17 protein-coding genes and 1 pseudogene are annotated in these 19,888 nt (G+C 67.8%); 14 read left to right on the plus strand and 4 right to left on the minus strand.

Annotated elements, in window-relative coordinates:
* Positions 1-226: 226 nt before the first annotated feature.
* Complete coding sequence (locus UA75_RS30295; RefSeq protein WP_083684192.1) at positions 227-1,699, plus strand: MFS transporter; 1,473 nt, start codon at positions 227-229, stop codon at positions 1,697-1,699.
* A 287-nt stretch (positions 1,700-1,986) separates the two neighbouring features.
* On the opposite strand, the gene UA75_RS30300 is transcribed toward UA75_RS30295, so the two are convergent.
* Positions 1,987-3,642, minus strand: a complete 1,656-nt coding sequence (locus UA75_RS30300; RefSeq protein ID WP_083683824.1) for an alanine/glycine:cation symporter family protein — start codon at positions 3,640-3,642, stop codon at positions 1,987-1,989.
* Positions 3,643-4,026: 384 nt separating this feature from the next.
* On the opposite strand from UA75_RS30300, the gene UA75_RS30305 reads away from it, so the two are divergent.
* The 6 genes from UA75_RS30305 (at position 4,027) to pyrE (ending at position 12,629) form a co-directional block, all read left to right on the plus strand.
* Positions 4,027-5,469, plus strand: coding sequence for an SLC13 family permease (locus UA75_RS30305; RefSeq protein WP_412459542.1), 1,443 nt, complete (start codon positions 4,027-4,029; stop codon positions 5,467-5,469).
* Between the two features lie 843 nt (positions 5,470-6,312).
* Entirely contained in the window at positions 6,313-8,910 is a 2,598-nt protein-coding gene (gene clpB, locus UA75_RS30310) for an ATP-dependent chaperone ClpB (RefSeq protein WP_075743132.1), read from the plus strand.
* 472 nt (positions 8,911-9,382) lie between these two features.
* Positions 9,383-10,120 carry a hypothetical protein gene (locus UA75_RS30315; protein WP_083683825.1) on the plus strand — a complete coding sequence of 246 codons (738 nt, stop codon included), beginning with the start codon at positions 9,383-9,385 and terminating at the stop codon, positions 10,118-10,120.
* 233 nt (positions 10,121-10,353) lie between these two features.
* Positions 10,354-11,127 (plus strand): SDR family NAD(P)-dependent oxidoreductase, encoded by a 774-nt coding sequence (locus UA75_RS30320; RefSeq protein WP_075743133.1) that lies wholly within the window; start codon positions 10,354-10,356, stop codon positions 11,125-11,127.
* A gap of 31 nt (positions 11,128-11,158) precedes the next feature.
* Positions 11,159-11,842: a hypothetical protein gene (locus UA75_RS30325; RefSeq protein WP_075743134.1), complete on the plus strand. Its 684-nt coding sequence runs from the start codon at positions 11,159-11,161 to the stop codon at positions 11,840-11,842.
* Between the two features lie 217 nt (positions 11,843-12,059).
* Positions 12,060-12,629 (plus strand): orotate phosphoribosyltransferase, encoded by a 570-nt coding sequence (gene pyrE / locus UA75_RS30330; RefSeq protein WP_075743135.1) that lies wholly within the window; start codon positions 12,060-12,062, stop codon positions 12,627-12,629.
* A 652-nt stretch (positions 12,630-13,281) separates the two neighbouring features.
* On the opposite strand, the gene UA75_RS30335 is transcribed toward pyrE, so the two are convergent.
* Genes UA75_RS30335 through UA75_RS30345 form a run of 3 tightly spaced genes read right to left on the minus strand, consistent with a single transcriptional unit; the run spans position 13,282 to position 14,080 of the window.
* A complete protein-coding gene (locus UA75_RS30335; RefSeq protein ID WP_075743136.1) occupies positions 13,282-13,527 on the minus strand; it encodes a hypothetical protein in 246 nt (81 codons plus the stop codon).
* Positions 13,524-13,910: a hypothetical protein gene (locus UA75_RS30340; protein ID WP_157434517.1), complete on the minus strand. Its 387-nt coding sequence runs from the start codon at positions 13,908-13,910 to the stop codon at positions 13,524-13,526. The genes UA75_RS30335 and UA75_RS30340 overlap by 4 nt, the downstream gene beginning before the upstream one ends.
* Positions 13,907-14,080, minus strand: a complete 174-nt coding sequence (locus tag UA75_RS30345; protein ID WP_157434518.1) for a hypothetical protein — start codon at positions 14,078-14,080, stop codon at positions 13,907-13,909. Before UA75_RS30345 ends, UA75_RS30340 begins: the two co-directional genes overlap by 4 nt.
* Before the next feature lie 344 nt (positions 14,081-14,424).
* On the opposite strand from UA75_RS30345, the pseudogene UA75_RS35270 reads away from it, so the two are divergent.
* From UA75_RS35270 to UA75_RS30375, 7 genes and pseudogenes are all read left to right on the plus strand, one after another.
* Positions 14,425-14,631: pseudogene (locus UA75_RS35270) on the plus strand (helix-turn-helix domain-containing protein); the annotation flags it as partial.
* Positions 14,632-14,643: 12 nt separating this feature from the next.
* Entirely contained in the window at positions 14,644-15,276 is a 633-nt protein-coding gene (locus UA75_RS30350; protein ID WP_232237560.1) for a DUF5753 domain-containing protein, read from the plus strand.
* Positions 15,273-15,461: a DUF397 domain-containing protein gene (locus UA75_RS30355; RefSeq protein WP_075743140.1), complete on the plus strand. Its 189-nt coding sequence runs from the start codon at positions 15,273-15,275 to the stop codon at positions 15,459-15,461. The genes UA75_RS30350 and UA75_RS30355 overlap by 4 nt, the downstream gene beginning before the upstream one ends.
* Before the next feature lie 92 nt (positions 15,462-15,553).
* Positions 15,554-16,141 carry a hypothetical protein gene (locus UA75_RS33590; protein ID WP_157434519.1) on the plus strand — a complete coding sequence of 196 codons (588 nt, stop codon included), beginning with the start codon at positions 15,554-15,556 and terminating at the stop codon, positions 16,139-16,141.
* A 174-nt stretch (positions 16,142-16,315) separates the two neighbouring features.
* A complete protein-coding gene (locus UA75_RS33595; protein ID WP_157434520.1) occupies positions 16,316-16,657 on the plus strand; it encodes a hypothetical protein in 342 nt (113 codons plus the stop codon).
* Positions 16,658-16,949: 292 nt separating this feature from the next.
* Positions 16,950-18,176 (plus strand): methyltransferase, FxLD system, encoded by a 1,227-nt coding sequence (gene fxlM, locus UA75_RS30370; protein WP_075743142.1) that lies wholly within the window; start codon positions 16,950-16,952, stop codon positions 18,174-18,176.
* 805 nt (positions 18,177-18,981) lie between these two features.
* Positions 18,982-19,827: a LemA family protein gene (locus UA75_RS30375; RefSeq protein ID WP_083690953.1), complete on the plus strand. Its 846-nt coding sequence runs from the start codon at positions 18,982-18,984 to the stop codon at positions 19,825-19,827.
* Positions 19,828-19,888: the final 61 nt, after the last annotated feature.

Genomic DNA, 19,888 nt, shown 5'->3' on the forward strand with positions numbered 1-19,888 from the left:
CGGGCGCCGCCCTGCGCCAGTAAAGTTGTGTTCGGCAACTAAATAACCAGGCCGGAGGAGTGATGTGATGCGGTCGCGGTCCGCGCTGCGCGACAGGACGGGTTCAACACCCGTTTCGACACCCGTCGGGCGGCATTCGACTTCCGGGGCGCCCGCTCCGTCGACCAAGGCCCCGCCACCGCCGCCCGCTTCGCCCGTGCCGCCCGTTCCGGTCGCCGATGACCAGATGACCCACCGACAGATCCTGGAGGCACTCTCGGGGCTGCTGCTGGCCCTGTTGGTCGCGATCCTCAGTTCGACCATCGTCACCAACGCGCTGCCGACCATCCTGGCCGAGCTGAACGGCACCCAGTCGCAGTACACCTGGGTGGTCACCGCGACCCTGCTGTCCGCCACCGCGACCACCCCGGTCTGGGGCAAGCTCGCCGACCTGTTCAGCAAGAAGGTGCTGATGCAGGCCTCGATCAGCCTCTTCGCCCTCGGCTCGATCCTGTGCGGGCTCGCCACGTCCGTCCCGATGCTGATCGGCTTCCGTGCCGTTCAGGGCCTCGGCCTCGGCGGGGTGCAGGCCCTGGCCGCCGTGATCATCGCCGCGATGGTCAGCCCGAGGGAACGCGGCCGGTACAGCGGCTACCTCGGCGCGGTCTTCGCGGTGGGGACCGTGAGCGGTCCGCTGGTCGGCGGGCTGATCGTCGACACCTCGTGGCTCGGCTGGCGGTGGTGCTTCTTCGTCGTCGTCCCGGTGGCGATCGCGGCCTTCATCGTCCTGGGCCGGACTTTGCGGCTGCCGCTGATCAAGCGGAAGGTCAGCATCGACTGGCTGGGCGCCACGCTGATCGTCGGCGGCGTCTGCCTGCTGCTGGTCTGGGTGTCGTTCGCGGGCAATGCCTTCGCTTGGACCTCGACGACCAGTCTGGTCCTGCTGGGCGCCGCGCTGCTCTGCCTCGCGGGGGCCGTTCTGGTGGAACGGCGGGTGTCGGAGCCGGTCGTGCCGTTGCGGCTGTTCCGCGACCGCACGTTCACCCTGGCCACCGTCGCGGGGATCGGGCTGGGCATCGCGATGTTCGGCGGCTCACTGTTCATCGGACAGTACTTCCAGCTCGGCAGGGGGCACTCCCCGACGGCGGCGGGCCTGCTGACCCTCCCGCTCGTGCTCTCGCTGTTCGTCACCTCGACCGCGTCCGGCTGGCTGATCTCGCGCTGGGGCCGTTGGAAGGGCTTCCTGACGGCAGGCAGCATCAGTCTGTTGCTCGGCCTCTGCCTGCTGGCGACGATCGACCACGACACCCAGCTGTGGCTGGTCGGCTGCTACCTCGCCCTGCTGGGCTCGGGAGTGGGCCTGAGCATGCAGAACCTCGTGCTGGCCGTGCAGAACAACACGCACGCCCGCGATCTGGGGGCCGCGACCGCGACCGTCACCTTCTTCCGCTCCCTCGGTGGCGCCACCGGGGTCTCGGTGCTGGGCGCGGTGCTCTCCGGGCAGGTGGCCGCTCGGGTCGCGGCGGCGACGGGCGGTGCGGCGGGCGAGGCGGGCGCCTCGCTGGACATCGCGACGCTGCCCAAGCCGCTGCAAGACGTGGTACACGCGGCCTACGGCGACGCGACCGGCCTGGTCTTCGGCATCTCCGCAGTCGCAGCAGTCGTCACACTGGTGGCGGTGCTGTTCATTCGAGAGGTGCCGCTGCGCACCACCGTGTGAACAACGTCTGACCGAATATGAGCCGAGCTCTAGAGCTCAGCTGGACGGTCCGGACGGGCAGGCGGTCCACACAGAGATCAACTAGACGGTCCACAGCCTGTGGATAACTTGAGCCCAGAACAAGGGCATCCCCGAGTTATCCACAGGCTGTGTGGACAACTCGGGGAGCAGGTGGGGATAACCGGTGGACTAGTTGCTCCGACCTCGGGACAGCTTGACCAGCACTGTGGACAGGACGGGGTGCCTGCCTACTCGGCGGTCCGCTGCCACTCGGTCTGCCCAGTGGCTCAGTCGTTCACCTTCGTCGGCTCCACCTCACCGGAGCCGGACCCGCCCGCACCGGTGTCACCGCCCTTACCGGTGATGCGCACGATCTCGCCCGAGCGCAGCCTGGCCAGGTAGTCCTTGACCTCGCGCTTCACGATCGGCGCCAGGAAGTACAGGCCGGCGATGTTGAAGAGGGCCGCGACGAAGAGTGTCGCGTCGGCGAAGTTCAGCACCGGTCCAAGGGTGAGCACGGTGCCGACGACGATGAAGAAGCAGTACACGGCCTTGTAGGCGATCTCGCTGCCCCGGCTCTTGCCGAACAGGAACGTCCAGGCCTTCTGACCGTAGTAGGCCCAGGTGATCATCGTGGAGACGGCGAACAGGATCACCGCAATCGTCAGCACGTAGGGGAACCACGGCAGCACCGTCTCGAAGGAGGACGAGGTCACCGTGACGCCGTCCGGGGCATCGCCGCCCGCCATCACGGCGGCCTGACCGTCCCGCCAGAACTGGGTGTTGGCGATGATGATGGTCAGCGCGGTCATGGTGCAGACGATCACCGTGTCGACGAAGGGCTCCAGCAGCGCGACGAAGCCCTCGGTGACCGGGTGCTTCGTCTTGACGGCGGCGTGTGCGATGGGAGAGGAGCCCACGCCCGCCTCGTTGGAGAACGCGGCACGCTGGAAGCCGACGATCAGGACGCCGACGACGCCGCCTGCGACGCCCTGCGGATTGAAGGCACCGGAGATGATGGCGTTCACCGCCCCTGGCACCTGATCGATGTTGACCAGGATGACGGTCAGACAGGCCAGCACGTACACGATCCCCATCGCGGGCACCAGCTTCTCGGTGACGCGGCCGATCGACTTGATGCCGCCGATGATCACCATCGCCACCACGCCCGCCAGCACCAGGCCGAAGATCAGCGCAGCACCGTCGCCGCCGAAGAGGCCCTCGTCACCGCCGGTAACCGACTGGACCTGCGCGAAGGTCTGGTTGGCCTGGAACATGTTGCCGCCCGCGAGGGCGAAGAACAGCAGGAAGACCGAGGCGCCCACCGCCATGACCTTGCCCGCCGCACGTCCGAAGCCGTTCGGGAACCGTTCCGCCATGCCCTTGCGCAGGTAGTACATCGGGCCGCCGGAGACGGTGCCGTCCGCATGGATCTCGCGGTACTTCACCCCGAGCGTGCACTCGACGAACTTCGTGCACATGCCGAGGATGCCCGCGATGATCATCCAGAAGGTCGCGCCTGCACCACCGATGACCATCGCGACGCCCACGCCCGCGATGTTGCCGAGACCCACTGTCCCGGACAGAGCCGAGGACAGCGCCTGGAAGTGGGTGATCTCACCGGGCTCGTCGTCCCGGGTGTACTGACCTCGCGCGATACGGATGGCGAGCCGGAACTTCCCGAACTGGATGAGGCCGAAGTACACGGTGAAGATCGCGGCGGCGATGACCAGCCAGCCGACGATCCAGGGGAAGGCGATGCCGAAGATGGTGATCTCGCCGAAGATCAGTCGGTCGGCGAACTCCTCCACGGGAGCGAAGCCGCTGTTGATGCCCTCCTCAATGCCGGAGAGCCCTCCCCCTTCCGCGGCGATCGGCGTTGACTGAGTGAAGCCGGCTGCCCACGGCACGTGATCCGGCGGCGCAAGTGTGTCCCAAGACATGACCCCGTAGTGGACGTGGTTCGCGCCGCTGAGACAAGGGCTGGCGCAAGGAAATGACCTGCCGTAGCCGAAAAGACATCTTTCACCACGCGATGAGGCAAGTTCGTGACAAGGCAACGACCCGTAGCCTGCCCGACAAGATCAAGAAAAACTTTCGTAGTAAGACGCGTCACCGATGAGATAGCTTCTGCTCCCCAGGGCCTGTCGACGTCGCCGATGCCCATCGGATGACCTCGGCGTTGGCACGGCCGGTGGCGTCCAGGGAGGGAAGCGGTGACTCAAGCCGACGAACAGCCGACGAACGGTGGCAAGGTGAGTTCGAACGATCAGCAGGCGTCCGCTGCCGGGGCGAAGGCAACGCCCTCCGGCGGATCACGTCGGTGGATCGGTCTGGTCGTCGGCCCGGTCGTCTTCCTCGCCGCGTTGTTCCTGCTCCCGGACTCCCTGCCCGTGGAGGGCAGGGCCACGGCGGCGATCGCACTGCTGATGGCGATCTGGTGGATGACCGAGGCCATCCCGATCCCGGCGACGGCGCTGCTGCCCCTGGTGCTGTTTCCGATCTTGAACGTCGCCCCGCTGGCCGACGTCGCACCGCCCTACGCCAACGACATCATCTTCCTGTTCATGGGCGGGTTCATGCTGGCCCTGGCCATGCAGCGGTGGAACCTGCATAAGCGCATCGCGCTGCGAACGGTCCTCGTCGTCGGGACCAGCCCGAAGATGCTGATCGCGGGCTTCATGATCGCCACCGGCTTCGTCAGCATGTGGGTGAGCAACACCGCGACGGCCGTCATGATGCTGCCCATCGGCCTCTCGGTGCTCGTCCTCACCAAGCAGCTCGGCGACGGCAAGGGTGATCCGAACTTCGGCACGGCGCTGATGCTGGGCATCGCTTACGCCGCGTCCATCGGCTCGCTCGGCACCATCATCGGCACCCCGCCGAACACCCTGCTGGTCGGCTACCTCGCGGACAACCACGACATCTCCATCGGCTTCGGTCAGTGGATGCTCTTCGGCGTCCCGATCGCGGTGGTGTTCCTCTTCCTGGCCTGGCTCGTCCTGACCCGCTTCATCTACCCGCCGAAGCTGCGCGAGCTGCCCGGCGGACGCGAGCTGATCCAGCAGCAGCTCGACGAGCTGGGCCCGTTGAGTCGGGGCGAGAAGTTGACGCTCGGGGTCTTCGTCTTCGCGGCGCTCTCCTGGATCGGCGTTCCGCTGCTGGCCGATGTGGAGTCGGTGGCCGCCACCCTGCCCTGGCTGGCCAACATCAGCGACGGGGTGATCGCGATGGTCGTCGCGATCCTGCTCTTCCTGCTGCCGGTCGAGCCGCGCACCGGGACGAACGTGCTCGACTGGGAGACTGCCAAGGAACTGCCCTGGGGCATCCTGCTGCTGTTCGGCGGCGGGCTGAGCCTGTCGGGCCAGTTCACCGCCACCGGCCTGAGCACCTGGATCGGCGAGCGAGTGACCGCGCTGGGCGTGCTCCCGCTGATCCTGCTGATCGCGCTGGTCGCGGTGCTGGTCCTGTTCCTGACCGAGTTGACGAGCAACACCGCGACCGCCGCGACCTTCCTGCCCATCCTCGGCGGGGTCGCGATCGGCCTCGGACTCGACCCGATGGTGCTCGCCATCCCCGTGGCGTTGGCAGCGACCAGTGCCTTCATGCTGCCGGTGGCCACGCCGCCGAACGCCATCGCCTACGGCTCCGGTTACGTCGCCATCGGGCAGATGGTGCGAGCGGGGATCTGGCTGAACATCATCGCGGTGGTCCTCATCACCGCAGCGATGTACGGCCTCGGTGGACTGGTCTTCAGCCTGACACTGTGATTGATCGACGGTGATGCCCCGGCCTCGGCCGGGCAGCCCGTCCCGCGCAGGCGAATCGGCGCGGGGCGGGCTTCCGCGCGCAAGGCCCGCCGACTGTTCGATCTCGCTCGGCAGGCCTGCGGTCGACCCCACTCCCGAGCATCCGGCAGGCCAGGCGGGAGAACCGATGATGGACGGCACTCGGCCGGCCCCGGCCCGGCTGCCCTCTGCTTCCGCCCAGGGCCGGAAGCGGTGTCTTCACGTCGATCCCGGTCTCGGAACGCCCGGCAGCTGAGGGTCGTACCTCGACCTGCCCCCTCGCGGTCGAGCAGGCACCGGACGCGGGCCGTTTCCGCGGTCGGCCGTCCCCGGCACGAAGACGGCGCGCGGCGGCGGCCCTGAGCCCGGCTGCCCCACGCCGAGCAGACCGTCGCCCGCGCACACCTGCATCGGCCGGTGCGTTGAGCCCGCGTCGACAGGCTCCGAGCGATCCGGCACTGTCGTGCGAAGTCTGCGATCGGCGGTGACCCGCGCTCACCCTTTGCCCCGCAGGCAGCCTGCGCAGCCGGCCGGACCGGGCCGCACGAAAAGAACCGTCGTCGAGTTCAGGCGCCCGGAGGACGACCCCGGTTCGCCCAGGTGGCCCGCCTGTCGAGGCTTCTCGCCCTCCCCTGCGGCGTCATTCGATCGGTGATACGGGTAACTTGAGTGGAACTGACTCAACTTTCCTGACGTTGTCTCCGAGAGGCACAGGCCTCCGATGCGCGCCGAGCGCGCCTGCGGAAGTCTGCGGAAGTCTGCGGAAGAGACGCCGGGACTCCCGATGCCGGGAACGACTGTGCGACGACTGCGATGAGGTGAGGGATGGACGCTTTCAACCCGACCACGAAGGTGCAACAGGCGATCTCGTCGGCGGCGCAGGCCGCCACCGTGGCGGGCAACCCGAACGTGGCCCCGGCCCACCTGCTCGGCGCCCTGCTGTCGCAGAGCGACGGGGTGGCCGTCCCGCTGCTGTCCGCCGTCGGCGCCGACTCGACCGCGCTGCGGACCGGACTCGACAAGCTGAGCGCCGTCCTGCCCTCTGCGGTGGGCGCCACGGTCAACGCCCCGCAGTTCGACGCCGAGGCCCTCAAGACCATGACGCACGCCCAGCGGCTGGCCACCGAGATGGGCGACGAGTACGTCTCCACCGAGCACCTGCTGGTGGGGCTGGCCGCCGAGGGCGGCCGGGTGGCCGATCTGCTGCGCGAGCAGGGCGCCACGCCCGAGACGCTCCGGGAGGCCTTCGCCCAGGTGCGCGGCTCGGCGCGGATCACCAGTCCCGATCCGGAGGGCAGCTTCAAGGCCCTGGAGAAGTACGGCGTCGACCTCACCGACCGAGCCCGGCGCGGCGAACTCGACCCGGTCATCGGCCGCGACGCCGAGATCCGCCGGGTCGTGCAGGTGCTGTCCCGGCGGACCAAGAACAACCCGGTCCTCATCGGCGAGCCGGGAGTCGGCAAGACCGCCATCGTCGAGGGCCTCGCGCAACGGATCGTCGCGGGCGACGTGCCGGAATCACTGCGCGGCAAGCGCGTCGTCGGTCTCGACCTCGGCTCGATGGTCGCTGGCGCCAAGTACCGAGGCGAGTTCGAGGAGCGGCTCAAGGCGGTGCTGAAGGAGATCACCGACTCGGCTGGCCAGGTCGTCACCTTCATCGACGAGCTGCACACCATCGTCGGGGCGGGCGCCACCGGCGAGGGCGCGATGGACGCGGGCAACATGATCAAGCCGATGCTCGCCAGGGGCGAACTGCGGATGGTCGGCGCGACCACGCTCGACGAGTACCGCAGTCACATCGAGTCCGATGCCGCCCTGGAACGGCGCTTCCAGCAGGTCCTGGTCGGCGAGCCGACCGAGGAGGACACCATCGCGATCCTCCGGGGCCTCAAGGAGCGCTACGAGGTCCATCACGGCGTGCGGATCACCGACGGCGCGCTGGTCGCCGCGGCGACGCTGTCCAGCCGGTACATCACCGCTCGCTTCCTGCCGGACAAGGCCATCGACCTGGTCGACGAGGCGGCGTCCCGGCTGCGGATGGAGATTGACTCGCGGCCGGTGGAGGTCGACGAGGTGGAGCGCGCGGTGCGTCGCCTGGAGATCGAGGAGATGGCGCTGGCCAAGGAGGAGGACGCCGCCTCGCTGGAGCGGCTGGCCGCCCTGCGCGCCGAACTCGCCGAACGGCGGGAACTGCTCGCCGGGCTCACCGCCCGCTGGCAGAACGAGAAGGGCTCCATCGACCGCACCCGCGAACTCAAGGAACAGCTCGAACAGCTTCGGGGCGAATCGGAGCGGGCGGAGCGGGACGGCGACCTCGGCCGGGCCGCCGAACTGCGCTACGGCCGGATACCCGCGTTGGAGAAGGAGCTGGCGGCGGCGGCCGAGGCGGGCGCGCAGTCACAGGTGATGCTCAAGGAGGAGGTCACTCCCGACGACGTCGCCGACGTGGTCGGCGCCTGGACGGGCATCCCGGCTGGCAGGCTGCTGGAGGGCGAGACGGCGAAGCTGCTGCGCATGGAGGAGATGCTGAGCAGTCGGGTCGTCGGGCAGCCCGAGGCCGTCCGGGCGGTGTCCGACGCCGTGCGCCGGGCCAGGGCGGGCGTCGCCGACCCGGACCGCCCCACCGGCTCCTTCCTGTTCCTCGGTCCCACCGGCGTCGGCAAGACCGAACTGGCCAAGGCGCTGGCCGAGTTCCTCTTCGACGACGAGCGGGCGATGATCCGCATCGACATGAGCGAGTACGGCGAGAAGCACTCGGTGGCGCGGCTCGTCGGTGCGCCGCCCGGATACGTCGGCTACGACCAGGGCGGTCAGCTCACCGAGTCGGTGCGCAGGCGTCCGTACTCGGTGGTGCTGCTCGACGAGGTGGAGAAGGCGCATCCCGACGTCTTCGACGTGCTGCTCCAGGTGCTCGACGACGGCAGGCTCACCGACGGCCAGGGGCGCACGGTCGACTTCCGCAATGCGATCCTCGTGCTGACCTCGAACCTCGGCTCGCAGGCCATCGCCGACCTCAACCTGAGCGAACGCGACCGGCGGGACGCGGTGCTCACGGAGGTGCGCAGGCGGTTCAAGCCGGAGTTCGTGAACCGACTCGACGACCTGGTGGTCTTCCACTCGCTGGCCACCGAGGAACTGACCGGGATCGTCGACATCCAGGTGGCCCGGCTGGCCCGCAGGCTGGCGCAGCGCAGGCTCGAACTGGAGATCAGCGAGGCCGCCAAGGAATGGCTGGCGATCAACGGCTTCGACCCGGTCTACGGCGCCCGGCCGCTGCGCAGGCTCATCCAGTCCGCGATCGGCGACCAGCTGGCCCGGCAGCTGCTCGCTGGCGAGATCCGCGACGGCGACCGAGCGGTCGTCGAACTGGCCGAGGACGCCGAGGGACTCCAGGTGCTGCGAGGTGAGCCCGTGAACGGCTGAGGCCCCGCCGCGCAGGCGGTCGCCGAGGGCAGGCGGCGCTCGGCGACCGCGCGCAGCGGTCGGCGGGCATCGGGCGGCGCGCGGCACCGGACAGCGCGCCGGTCCGAGACGCCGAAGGCGACACCGGCCGGGGGATCATCGATCGCATCCGTGCACCGACGCGAGACGGTCTCCGGTGGTCCCCGGCCGGCCTCGTCGCGTGGTCAGGCCGTGCGAGCCGGGACGCGGCCTGCGCAGGCGGGACGTCCGGTCTGCCGGCGGCTCGACGCCGGTCCGGCCCTGCCTCGCCCGAGCGCGGCCGGTTCGACGACCGCTGACAGCCCGACGAGTGATCACCGAACGTGATCGAATTTCGCGAACATCCCGCGTGACCACCGGACTCTAGGCCGAGCGGCGTCACTTTGCGTCAGATCTGGCTTTATCGGTACCGCGATCTTCGCCAATCGCCGATCACGTCGCTACCCTTCGCACTGTGAACGTGCCGACTTGGGTCTGGTTCACGGTGGCCGTGCTCTTCGCCGTGGGTGGTTTCGTCCTGTTGGCTGCCGATCGTGCCCAGCGCACGGCGCGCAACCGGGAGCGTCGCCGGTGGGCGGCACTGCGTGGTTGGCAGTTCGCCGAGGTCGATCAGGTTCTGCCGACCAGGTGGGAACACGGCGCGCTCGCTCCGCACGGCAGCGGGCTCGCCAAGGACGTGGTCGCCGGTTCCACCTTCACCGCCGACGGCAGGCGTCAGGTCTACGTCTTCGACCACGAGACCGGCGGCCGGATCAGCTCGGTGCTGATCGCCGTCCGCTGCCGCCGCAAGCATGACGTCGTGGTCGAGCTGTGGCTCCCCAGCGTCCCGGTTCCGCAGGAGTCGGGCCTCGACCTGCTCGGCCCCGTCGGCTCCCGCTACGCCTTCGTCACCAACCTGAACGCCGCCCGCGCCCTGATGACCCCGGACCTCGTCGAGGCCGCCGAGGAGATCGGCGATGACGTCGTCGTGGTGTGGCTGGAGAACGAGTGGGTGGTGGCCGCCGCGCCGCCGAGCGCCACGCCCGCCCGGCTGGAGCAGCTGCTGCGCGACGTCGGCGAGATCGCCGACCTGGTGGACCCCTTCGATCCCGACGCCGAGGACGTCGTCGAGGACGAGATCCCGGCGTTGGAGGCCGCGCCCTCCGCAGACAAGCGCGAACAGGACGAGGTCTACCGGCCGTCGTCGTCCTGATCCCGGTCTGCTCCTGACGGGGGTCTGCTCCTGCTCGGCGATGCCGTGCGGCGAGAAGCCGCAGGCAGGCACTGCGCGGCCCGCCGCCCTCGCAGGCCGCACCCGCCGGCCCGCCGGGCGCGGATCGCGGAGCCGTTCGGCCTGCGTCGCGCCCCCGCAGACCGGTTCGCCGCGCCGCCCCGGGTCGATGATTCCGGTGACAGGCCCTCGAGTCTGCCGATACCGTGCGGGTCATGACCACCGCTCTCATCACCGGGCCGACCGCAGGGATCGGCCGGGCGTTCGCCCGGAGGCTCGCGGCCGAGGGCCACGACCTGATCCTGGTCGCACGGAATCAGGACCGACTGACCGCGTTGGCGGCGGAACTGCGCGAGCGACACGGTATCGACGCCGAGGTGATCGCCGCCGACCTGTCGATCGACGCCGACCGAGGTCGAGTGGCCGATCGACTCCGTGACGAGGACCGGCCGGTGGATCTGCTGGTCAACAACGCCGGGTTCAGCTTCGTCGAGAAGTTCCTGGATCTGGACTTCGAGCAGTTGCGCGGCCAGCTCGACGTGAACGTCACCGCAGTGCTCCAGCTCAGCCACGCCGCGTTGGGACCGATGCTCGCAAGGAACGGCGGCGCGGTGATCAACGTGTCCAGCGTGGCGGGCTTCCTGCCCGGCCGAGGCTCGACCTATACGGCCAGCAAGGCATGGGTGACGATGTTCACCGAGGGGCTGGCAGCCATGACCGCAGGCAGCAAGGTGCGTGTTCTGGCGCTCTGCCCCGGCTTCACCAAGACCGAGTTTCACCTGCGCGCGGGCATCGACATGACCAGATTCCCCGACAGGCTTCAGCTCGACGCCGATCGCGTCGTGCACGAGTGCCTCCGCGATCTGCGCCGCGATCGCGTGCTGTCGATCCCCGCAGTGCAGTACAAGGCCATCACCGCGTTGGCCGGACTGCTGCCGAGGGCATTGGTACGTCGACTCACCTCGCGCGTCAACGCGCGGGCGAACTAGCAGCAGGCACGGCCGAGAAGGAGCGAGCCCGATGGACGCGCTAGGGGTTCTGACGATCCTGGCCTTCGGGCTGCTGATCCTTGGCATCTTCCTCCTCGGCCGATACTTACAGCGTCGGAAACGCGCGGAGTTCCAGGCCTGGGCGGACGCCCACGGCTGGTCGTATCGGCCCCGTGACGATCGGTGGGCCGGTCACTTCCGGGCGCCGCTGTTCCACCGAGGCCATCGGCGGGGCGCGCACCACGTCGTGGAAGGTAGTCATCGCGGCAGGCGGCTCGTGGTCTTCGAGTACTTCTACGTGGAACGGCAGGGGTCGGGAAAGAACCGCCGCAACGTCACCTACCGATTCGCCGTGGCCTCGGTGTTCACCCCAGCACCGCGACCGACGCTGGAAGTGAGCCGGGAACACGTCGGACACCGGTTGTTGGGCGTCTTCGGCGTCAAGGACCTTCAACTGGAGAGCGAGGAGTTCAACCGCGCCTTCCGCATCCAGACCGAGGACGACCGGTTCGCCTACGACATCCTGCACCCGAGGACCATGGAATGGATGCTCGGCGACGAGCGATTCAAGGCCCTGCCGTTCCGCATCGACAACGGTGACCTGATGAGCTGGCGACAGGGCAGGCTGCGCCCGGCGGACATCGCGCCGCTGGCGACGTTCGTGGTCGACATCCTGGAACGAGTGCCCGACTACGTCTGGCAGAACCGCACCTGAGCAGGCTCGCGGGGTGACCGCGCCACGAGACGGGCCGCCCAGTCTCACGCAGGCCGCCCGCTCCGATTCCCGTGCAACAGGCACCCCGCGTCGCCCGTCGGCGCGACGCCGGCCCCCGGGGGATCTGATCGATTCGAGGGCGGGGCCGAGGCGTCTCGCGGCGCTCGGGACGGATGTGCCAGTCTGGGGCCTTGTGCGAGGCGAATCGAACTCTCAGGTGACCCCGGCGCTGCCCTCGGTCGACGACGCGGCCCGGCGTGAGCTGGCCGCGCTGGTCTCGAAGCTGGCCGTGGTGCGCGGCCGGGTGGTGCTCTCCTCCGGCGCCGAGGCGGACTACTACATCGACCTGCGGCGGGTGACCCTGCATCACGCGGCGGCGCCGCTGCTGGGCAGGCTGCTGCGGCAGCTGACCGCCGACTGGGACTACGCGGCCGTGGGCGGACTGACCCTCGGTGCCGACCCCCTGGCGATGTCGGTGTTGCACGACGCCGCGCGGGACGAGGTGGCGCTGGACGCCTTCGTGGTGCGCAAGGCAACCAAGCAGCACGGGATGCAGCGTCGGATCGAGGGACCGGACGTCACGGGCCGCCGGGTGCTGGCCGTGGAGGACACCTCCACCACCGGCGGCAGCGTGCTCACTGCCGTCGAGGCACTGCGCGAGGCGGGCGCCGAGGTGGTCGGCGTGGCGACCGTCGTCGACCGGGATACGGGAGCCCGCGAGCGCGTGGAGGCCGAGGGACTGTCTTATCGCTACCTGCTCGGCCTGCCGGACCTCGGGCTGAACTGATCGAGCAGGCCGGGGACTCCCGGCACGCTCAACGTCTGCCCGGCCGACCGATCTGCGCAAACCCCCATGCCGCGCCGATAACGAGCGCAGCAGACAGCGGACGCACGGAGCACCGTCACCGGGCGCCAGGGTGTCCAGCTCGTCGCCCCCGCGAAACTGCTGCCCGCACAAGGCGGTCAGGACGGCGGGCGGCTCGGTCCCGGCGCCGGGTTCGCGGATCTCGACGACGTGCACCGGCACCGTGCCCGCTCGTCGCACGAGCAACCGGACGGCGGGCTCGGTGTCCGAGGCCTCAGCCGGTGCGGTGTCGGTGACGACCGCCTGACAGTCCGCGCAGTCGGCGGCGGGTGCGGCGGGGATGCCGGGCAGCATCTCGGCGGGCGGCGGGCCGATGGTCACCGTCGCACCGCAGAGTGCGGCGACCTGGTCACCATCGACGGGGATCGCGTCGCCGAGGTCGAGGAACACCAGATGGCGGTCGGGGATCAGGCCTGCCGCTGGCGGGGTGTCCTGCTCGATGAGCAGCGGCTCGGCGGCGATCTCGCGCTCGCCGGTCATCGTCGACTCCCGGTGATCGCCAGGATGTACGGGCGGATTCGGGCGGCGCGCAGGCGGTGTACGACCGAGATGGTCTTCTGCGCGGTGAGAGTTCTCATCGGACGAGTGCCAGGTGTCGTGGCCGGTAGGGCGCTCGGGTGTGGGCGGCGGCGAGGCAGCCGGGACAGCGGTGGTCGTCGTAGTAGGGCACGGCGACGGGTTCGCGGTTGAGCGCGGTGAACAGCGTCGTCGGGTCGCAGATCGGGCGGATCTGGGCGCGGCCGTCGGCGGTCCAGTGCTCGGTGCGGGCGCGGTGGGTGTCGCCGTCGCCGACGGTGCGGACGAACCACGGGCCGATCATCGCCGGGCTCCGGTGCTGCGAACGGCATCCAGTGCGCGGCGGAGGGCGTGGGCGAGTTCGGGGACGCGGTCGGCATAGACGAACCAGCGGCCGAGCACGCAGGTGCGGGTACGCAGGGAGATCTCCACGCCGTCGGGCCGGTGACGCAGCAGGAGCCGCCGCAGCTCGGTGCGATCGTCGACGGCGGGCAGGTCGATCGCGCTTCCGGCGCGCAGCGCGTCGAGGACGTCGACGGCATCGGTGGCACTGATGGCGGCGCGAACAGGATCGGCGCCGGGTCGGGCGCCTTCGACGAGCACGCCGTGCCCGCCGCTGGTGACGAACATGCTGCTACTCCGAGAACAAGAGTCGGGGACGAGGAACAACGCATCCAGACCGCTCATCGGCCCACCGCCACGGCCAGCCGCTCCTCGGCCAACCGAGCCAGAATCGACGACAGGGCCACCGTGCGAACGTGGCTTCGGCGCCGGGGCGGCGGCGGGCGATAACCCCAGATCGTCAGCGGAAGACCACTCGCGACCAGCACCAACCCGACCGGCAGGAACGGGCTCACGACACGCCGCCGGGGCGCTGCGGGGCGACGGGCTGCGCTGGTCGTGCACAGCTCGCGCTGCGGGTTCCATTCCACGAGATACTCGGCGTACCGATGCCGCCTCGTAGGTCGCGGTCGGGCCAGATTGCCCAGATCGTCGCGAGGAACGCGACCATGCCGATCAGGCCGATTGTCAAGATTGCATGAGGCACGAACAGCCTCCCGTCCGCTCCATCTTCAACAATGGAGCACATTGGAGCACTTCGGAGCATATTGGCGCACCCAAGTAGGACAGATGCTCCGACAGGCGTCAATGCCCCAGTCGGGTGCTCCACGGGCCTGATCAGAGCCGGTACCGTCTGCGCATGTCCACGTCACGTCGTAGCCCGATCGCCGTCGCTGTCGGAGAGTCGCTGCGACTTATTCGCGAACGTGCCGGCCTGTCAGTGCGCGAAGTCTCCCGACGCATGGAGACGCATCACACCGCCGTGACGCGCACGGAAGAGGGCCGTCGTCGACTGAGCACCGACGACATCGCGGCATGGCTGGCACACCTTGGTGCCACGGCCGACGAGCGTGCCGCAGTGCTGGCACTGGTACGGGACGTCGGCCGGTCTGCATGGTCGGCAGTCGGACATGCCGTCCCGGCTCAGCTGTCCACTCTGGTCCGCTACGAGCGTGAAGCGGTAGCGATCACCGAGGTCAACGCGGTGTTGATCCCCGGCCTGTTGCAGACGGAGAACTACGTTCGTGCGGTCATGTCGACTGGCGACATCCCTGACGACGGAATCGAAGATCGCGTGATCTACCGCATGGGACGCCAATCGGTGTTGCGGCGTCGTGCCGGAGCGATGACGGCGATCATCGACGAAGGGGCGCTCACGCGGCAGATCGGTGGTCACGCCGTGATGGCTGAGCAGATGACGGCGCTACTCGACTGGAGCAATACCGGCCATGTCGAGGTACTGATCATCCCGACGAGCATCGGCGCACACCGAGGGATGGCAGGCGGATTCATGATCTTGGACATGCCGGACGGCGTCGTCGTTCACCTCGAACACCTTGACAGCGGGGTCTTCCTGCATGAGCCAGCCGACACAAGATCCTTTGTCGAGGCGGCCAGTAGCCTGCAAGACGTCGCGATGAGTCCAGTTGATTCGGCCCGCCTCATCGCGACGTACGCAGACAGCCACGCGAGGAACGAGGCATCACCATGACCGCACCGGACGGCTGGCGGAAATCCCGTCGATCACAGACAGCGACAGCTTGTGTCGAGATCGGCCGTTCCCCCGGCTTAGTCGGCATCCGGGACACCAAGAACCGCGACGGCGGAACACTCACCGTCGGCCACGCCGACTTCGACAGCTTCCTCAAGGCGATCAAGACCCACAGACTCGACTGACCCCACACACCCGCGTTCCGGTCACCCCGCGTGACCGGGGCGCGGCACCGTCCGGCATCCTCAGATGATCACTGAACGTGAGGAGTCCAGCGGTGTCCGTCATGGAAGTGGTCGCGCGGTTGCAGCGAGCCCACGCCCTCATCAAAGACGCCCGACGGGCGGCGGCGGTCGCCGACGAAGCGATCACCGACGGCGCACACCTCTTCGCCGCCGCCACCGCCGGATCAGGACAGCCCTGTGTCGAGGCGGCACGACACCACACGACTGCCGCCGGAACAGAAGTCCGCACCGCCCACGCACTCTTCGAACAAGCCCAGACCCTCATCGACGTCTACTGCCACGCCGTCGCCGGACACGGCATCGCAGGCGGCGCAGCGCCATCGGTCGCGTCGCGCTCCGAGGAGCCAACCGCGCCCCTGCCCACATCGACCAGTCACCCCACAGAGAATCCCGAGGTCTGTTACGCCGCGCAGATCACTGAACTGCTGAGGGCGGGCAAAAAGATCACCCCGTCGGAGGTCATTCGGGTCGGCCGACATCGCGAGGACATCCTGTCTGGCTCGAAGAGGGGATATGGAACCGTTCGGGCAAGGCACATATATTCCGACCCGAACGGGAGGACAGCTTCGAAAATATGGGAGTGTCTCCGGACCACGTCATCGACCTCATCTTCGATTTGATCGAGAATCACGTTCCAGTCGGCCAGAGCGGCAAAGACGGAGCAGTATACGAGACCGAGGTGAATGGCGAGGTCAGACCAATATGTGTAGTCGTCGGCAGCAATGGTTACATTGTAACCGCCTATCCAATAGGCCGGAAAGCAAAGTTCAAACGGTATCGCGAGCGAGGATGACATGAAAATCTCGATGCTAGCCGGATTCACGCAGGGTCCGTTTTATTACGATGCAGGCGACGCACATACATGGGGAACAAATCACGTTATCGAAGACGCAGGAGAATTTCTCGGACCTAGCATGAGCCTCATCAACGATCTTACAGATTGGGATAATGAGTTCCAGAGTATCTACAATTCCGACGACCCCCGCGAGTCGAATTTCCCATCCACCGAGGCCGAGGTCAACTGGATCGAGAAAGGAAAGGAGCTGGCAGTGCGGATCAAGCGCGAGTCGCCACTGGTGACCAGTGTCGACTACCAGGCCGACGGCAGCATCCCCAAAGGCACGTGCATCGCGTAAGAGGGGAAATAATCCCACCCAACCTCAAATGCGAAAACGGCAATCCGATGGACGTCGATCTAGTCAGCCTCGAGATTCTTGCCGGATATCGTCAGCCGCCCTACTTCTTTAACGGCGGAGAGCGAGAAATACTTAACCACACGCTCGAATAGGTCGGCAGCTCATTCAGTCCAGCGACGACGTGATTCAGGAGCTTGATCGATGGGACTAAGAATATCAGGACACACTGGACATGAACGTCTCGCAAGACTCCGGCTTCACCTCAGAGGTGCTTAACCGCTGAAAGGAAACTATGACCGGCACCGATACCAATACCGCCGACCCGAACGAACTACGCGCAGCCATGATCGCGACAGTGCAGGATATGGGGTGGGCGCGGCGTCCCGAGGTGGAGCGCGTTCTTCGGGATACGCCCCGGCATGCGTTCGTGCCGGAGGCCACCCTGGAAACTGCCTACGACCCGTATAACGCGGTGATCACGCACCGGTTCTCCGACGGGTCGTCCTTGTCCTGCGCGTCCGCGCCGTTCGTGGTCGCGATGATGCTGGATCAGCTCGACGTGCAGTCCGGCGACCGGGTGTTGGAGATCGGCGCGGGAACCGGGTACAACGCCGCCCTACTCGCTGGACTGACGGGTCCCACGGGCGTTGTGACCACGGTCGACATCGACCCCGACGTGACCGAGCAAGCGTCCCGCGCACTCGCCGCCGCTGGATATCACGGCGTGCGGGTGGTCACAGGGGACGGCGCGCGCGGGGTGCCCGAGCATGCCCCGTATGACCGGTTGATCGCCGCCGTGTCGCCGTGGGACATTCCCGACGCCTGGTGGGACCAGCTCGTTCCCGGCGCCCGCGTGGTCGCGCCGCTGCGCTGGCGCGGGCAGGCCCGCAGCGTCGCGTTTACCTACACCGGCGGGCGGCTCGTGGCCGACTCCATCGAGTTGTGCGGGTTCGTGCATCTCGTCGGCGAGGATGACGGCGAACTGTCGGACTCGATCACCGCCGATGACACGATCCGGCTGCACTGGGACCACGACCAGCGCATCGACCCCGCGGCACTGGGCGGGGTGTTCGACCAACCACGTGTCACCGCGTGGTCTGACGTGACCATCGCCGGAGACGAACCACACGACGGGATATGGCTACGGCTGACCATCACCGAACCGCAGGTGTGCCGAATCAACTCCGCTGCCGATATCCCGGCCGAGGTGTGCGATCCGGTGCAGGCGTTTCGTTCACCGGCCGTCGTCGACGGCGAGTCGCTGGCCTACCTCGCCTCCCGCCGTCGCGAAATCGGCGAGGCGACCCGCTGGGAGCTTGGCGCGCACGGCCACGGACCCGAGGCCGAGAAGCTCGCCGAACGGCTGTGCAGTGAGGTTCGTGCCTGGTCTGTCGAACGCGACCGGCGGAAGCCGCAGCTGACGGCTTACCGCGCGGACACCTCGGGCATCGACCTGTCCGGCACCGTTATCGACAAGTCTCACAGCCGTTTCGTTCTCGGCTACGGCGACGACGTCTGAGACGACGCAGTCTGCTCGGGCGGGGCGCCCTGCCCGAACAGGCGACGCCTCAAATCAGAGTGCACTTACGGGAACGATCCGATTGAGGACTTGCGCAAGAACGTTAGTTAAGATTTACAACACGCTGACGAGACGCAAGGATTCCGATGATCTCCGACTGCCTTCAGAATGGTACACAAACCGGCACGGTCAGTGACGAAGAAGTCTACAAAGTCGAATGCAAAGACGACAGAAAGAGGCCCCACCACCATCGCGGTCGCCAGCAGCAGTTACATTGCCACATTCTATCCGACGAAGAGAAAGATAATCATGACATGAACACTCCCAGACAATCTTGTCGGATATCGACAGCGGCCGTACTCGTTGACAACAGGGAGCGAGAAAACTCAATCACACACCAGGATAGGTAGGCAGGTTATTTCACCGCAGCGGCGACCCGATTCGGGCACTTGATCGATGGGGCTAAGAGTATTCGGACACGCTGTACATGAACGCCCCGCAAGACTCCGACTTCATCTCAGAGAGAGCACCGAGAATGGATAGAAGCTGGAGGTGAACTTGCCGCCGCGCGAATCAAGAAGAGTTACCGAATTCCGGCCGAGTCGGCTACCAGGACGATGGCTATTTCGAAAGGGGAGAATGCGTGTTCTGACCTCGGCCTGCTCAGGTGGTCAGAGGTCTGGCCCGCAGCCTGGCCGACTGGGCATCTCATCAGCGCCGCCAGCCGTCAGCCGCTCCCGGCGTGATCGGCGGCGGGTTCCTGCGGGCCAGTGACCCCGGCGTGTACAGCCGGTAGCCTCCAAGAGTGGACCCCGTGCTGTTGATCCTGCTGCTCGTACTGGCCGTGGTCGTACTCCTCGGAGTCGGTTACATCGTCAGTTACAACAGGTTCGTCGCGCAGCGCAACACCGTCGAGGAGTCCTGGCGACAGGTCGACGTCGAGTTGCAGCGGCGCTACGACCTGATCCCGAACCTGGTGGAGACGGTGCGCGCCTCCGCCCAGTTCGAGCAGAGCACCCTGCAGCAGGTGATCTCGGCGCGATCACACGCGATGCAGGCCAGGCAGGCGCACGCGAGCGTGCACGACCAGAGCCGCGCGGAGCAGCAGCTCACCGGCGCCCTGCACGGCTTCCTCGGCCTGGCCGAGAGCTACCCGCAACTCCAGTCCAACCAGAACTTCCTGCATCTGCAGAAGCAGCTCGCCGACACCGAGGACCGCATCGCCGCAGGCCGCCGGTTCTACAACGGCAACGTGCGCGCGCTGAACACCCGCGTGCAGTCGATCCCGTCCAGCATCGTGGCGAGCATCGCGAAGATCACCCAGGCCGAGTACTTCGAGGTCGACGACCCGTATGTGCGGGCATCGCCGACGCTGTCCGGCGCGTTCGACTCGCTCCACCAGCCGGGGCAGTACCAGCAGGCGTGGCAGGGACAGCCGGGGATGCCCACTGGCCCCGGCCAGACTCCGCAGCCAGGGCAGGTTCCGCACGCCGGGCTGCCGCAGGCGGGCCCCGGCCAGCAGACCTTCGGGCAGCAGGCATTCGGCCAGCAGGGCTTCGGCCAGCAGGCCCCGCAGGGCTGGCAGCCGCAGGGACAGCCCGCACCGGGCGGTCACCCCGCAGGCCCCCCGCAGCCGCCGAGCCAGTCCTGAGCACCGACCGGCCGAGGCCCGCCGAGGAGCCGCAGCCCGCCGAGGAGCCGGGTCCGACCGA

The sequence above is a fragment of the Actinoalloteichus sp. GBA129-24 genome (genome assembly GCF_001941645.1).
Lineage (GTDB): Bacteria > Actinomycetota > Actinomycetes > Mycobacteriales > Pseudonocardiaceae > Actinoalloteichus_A > Actinoalloteichus_A fjordicus.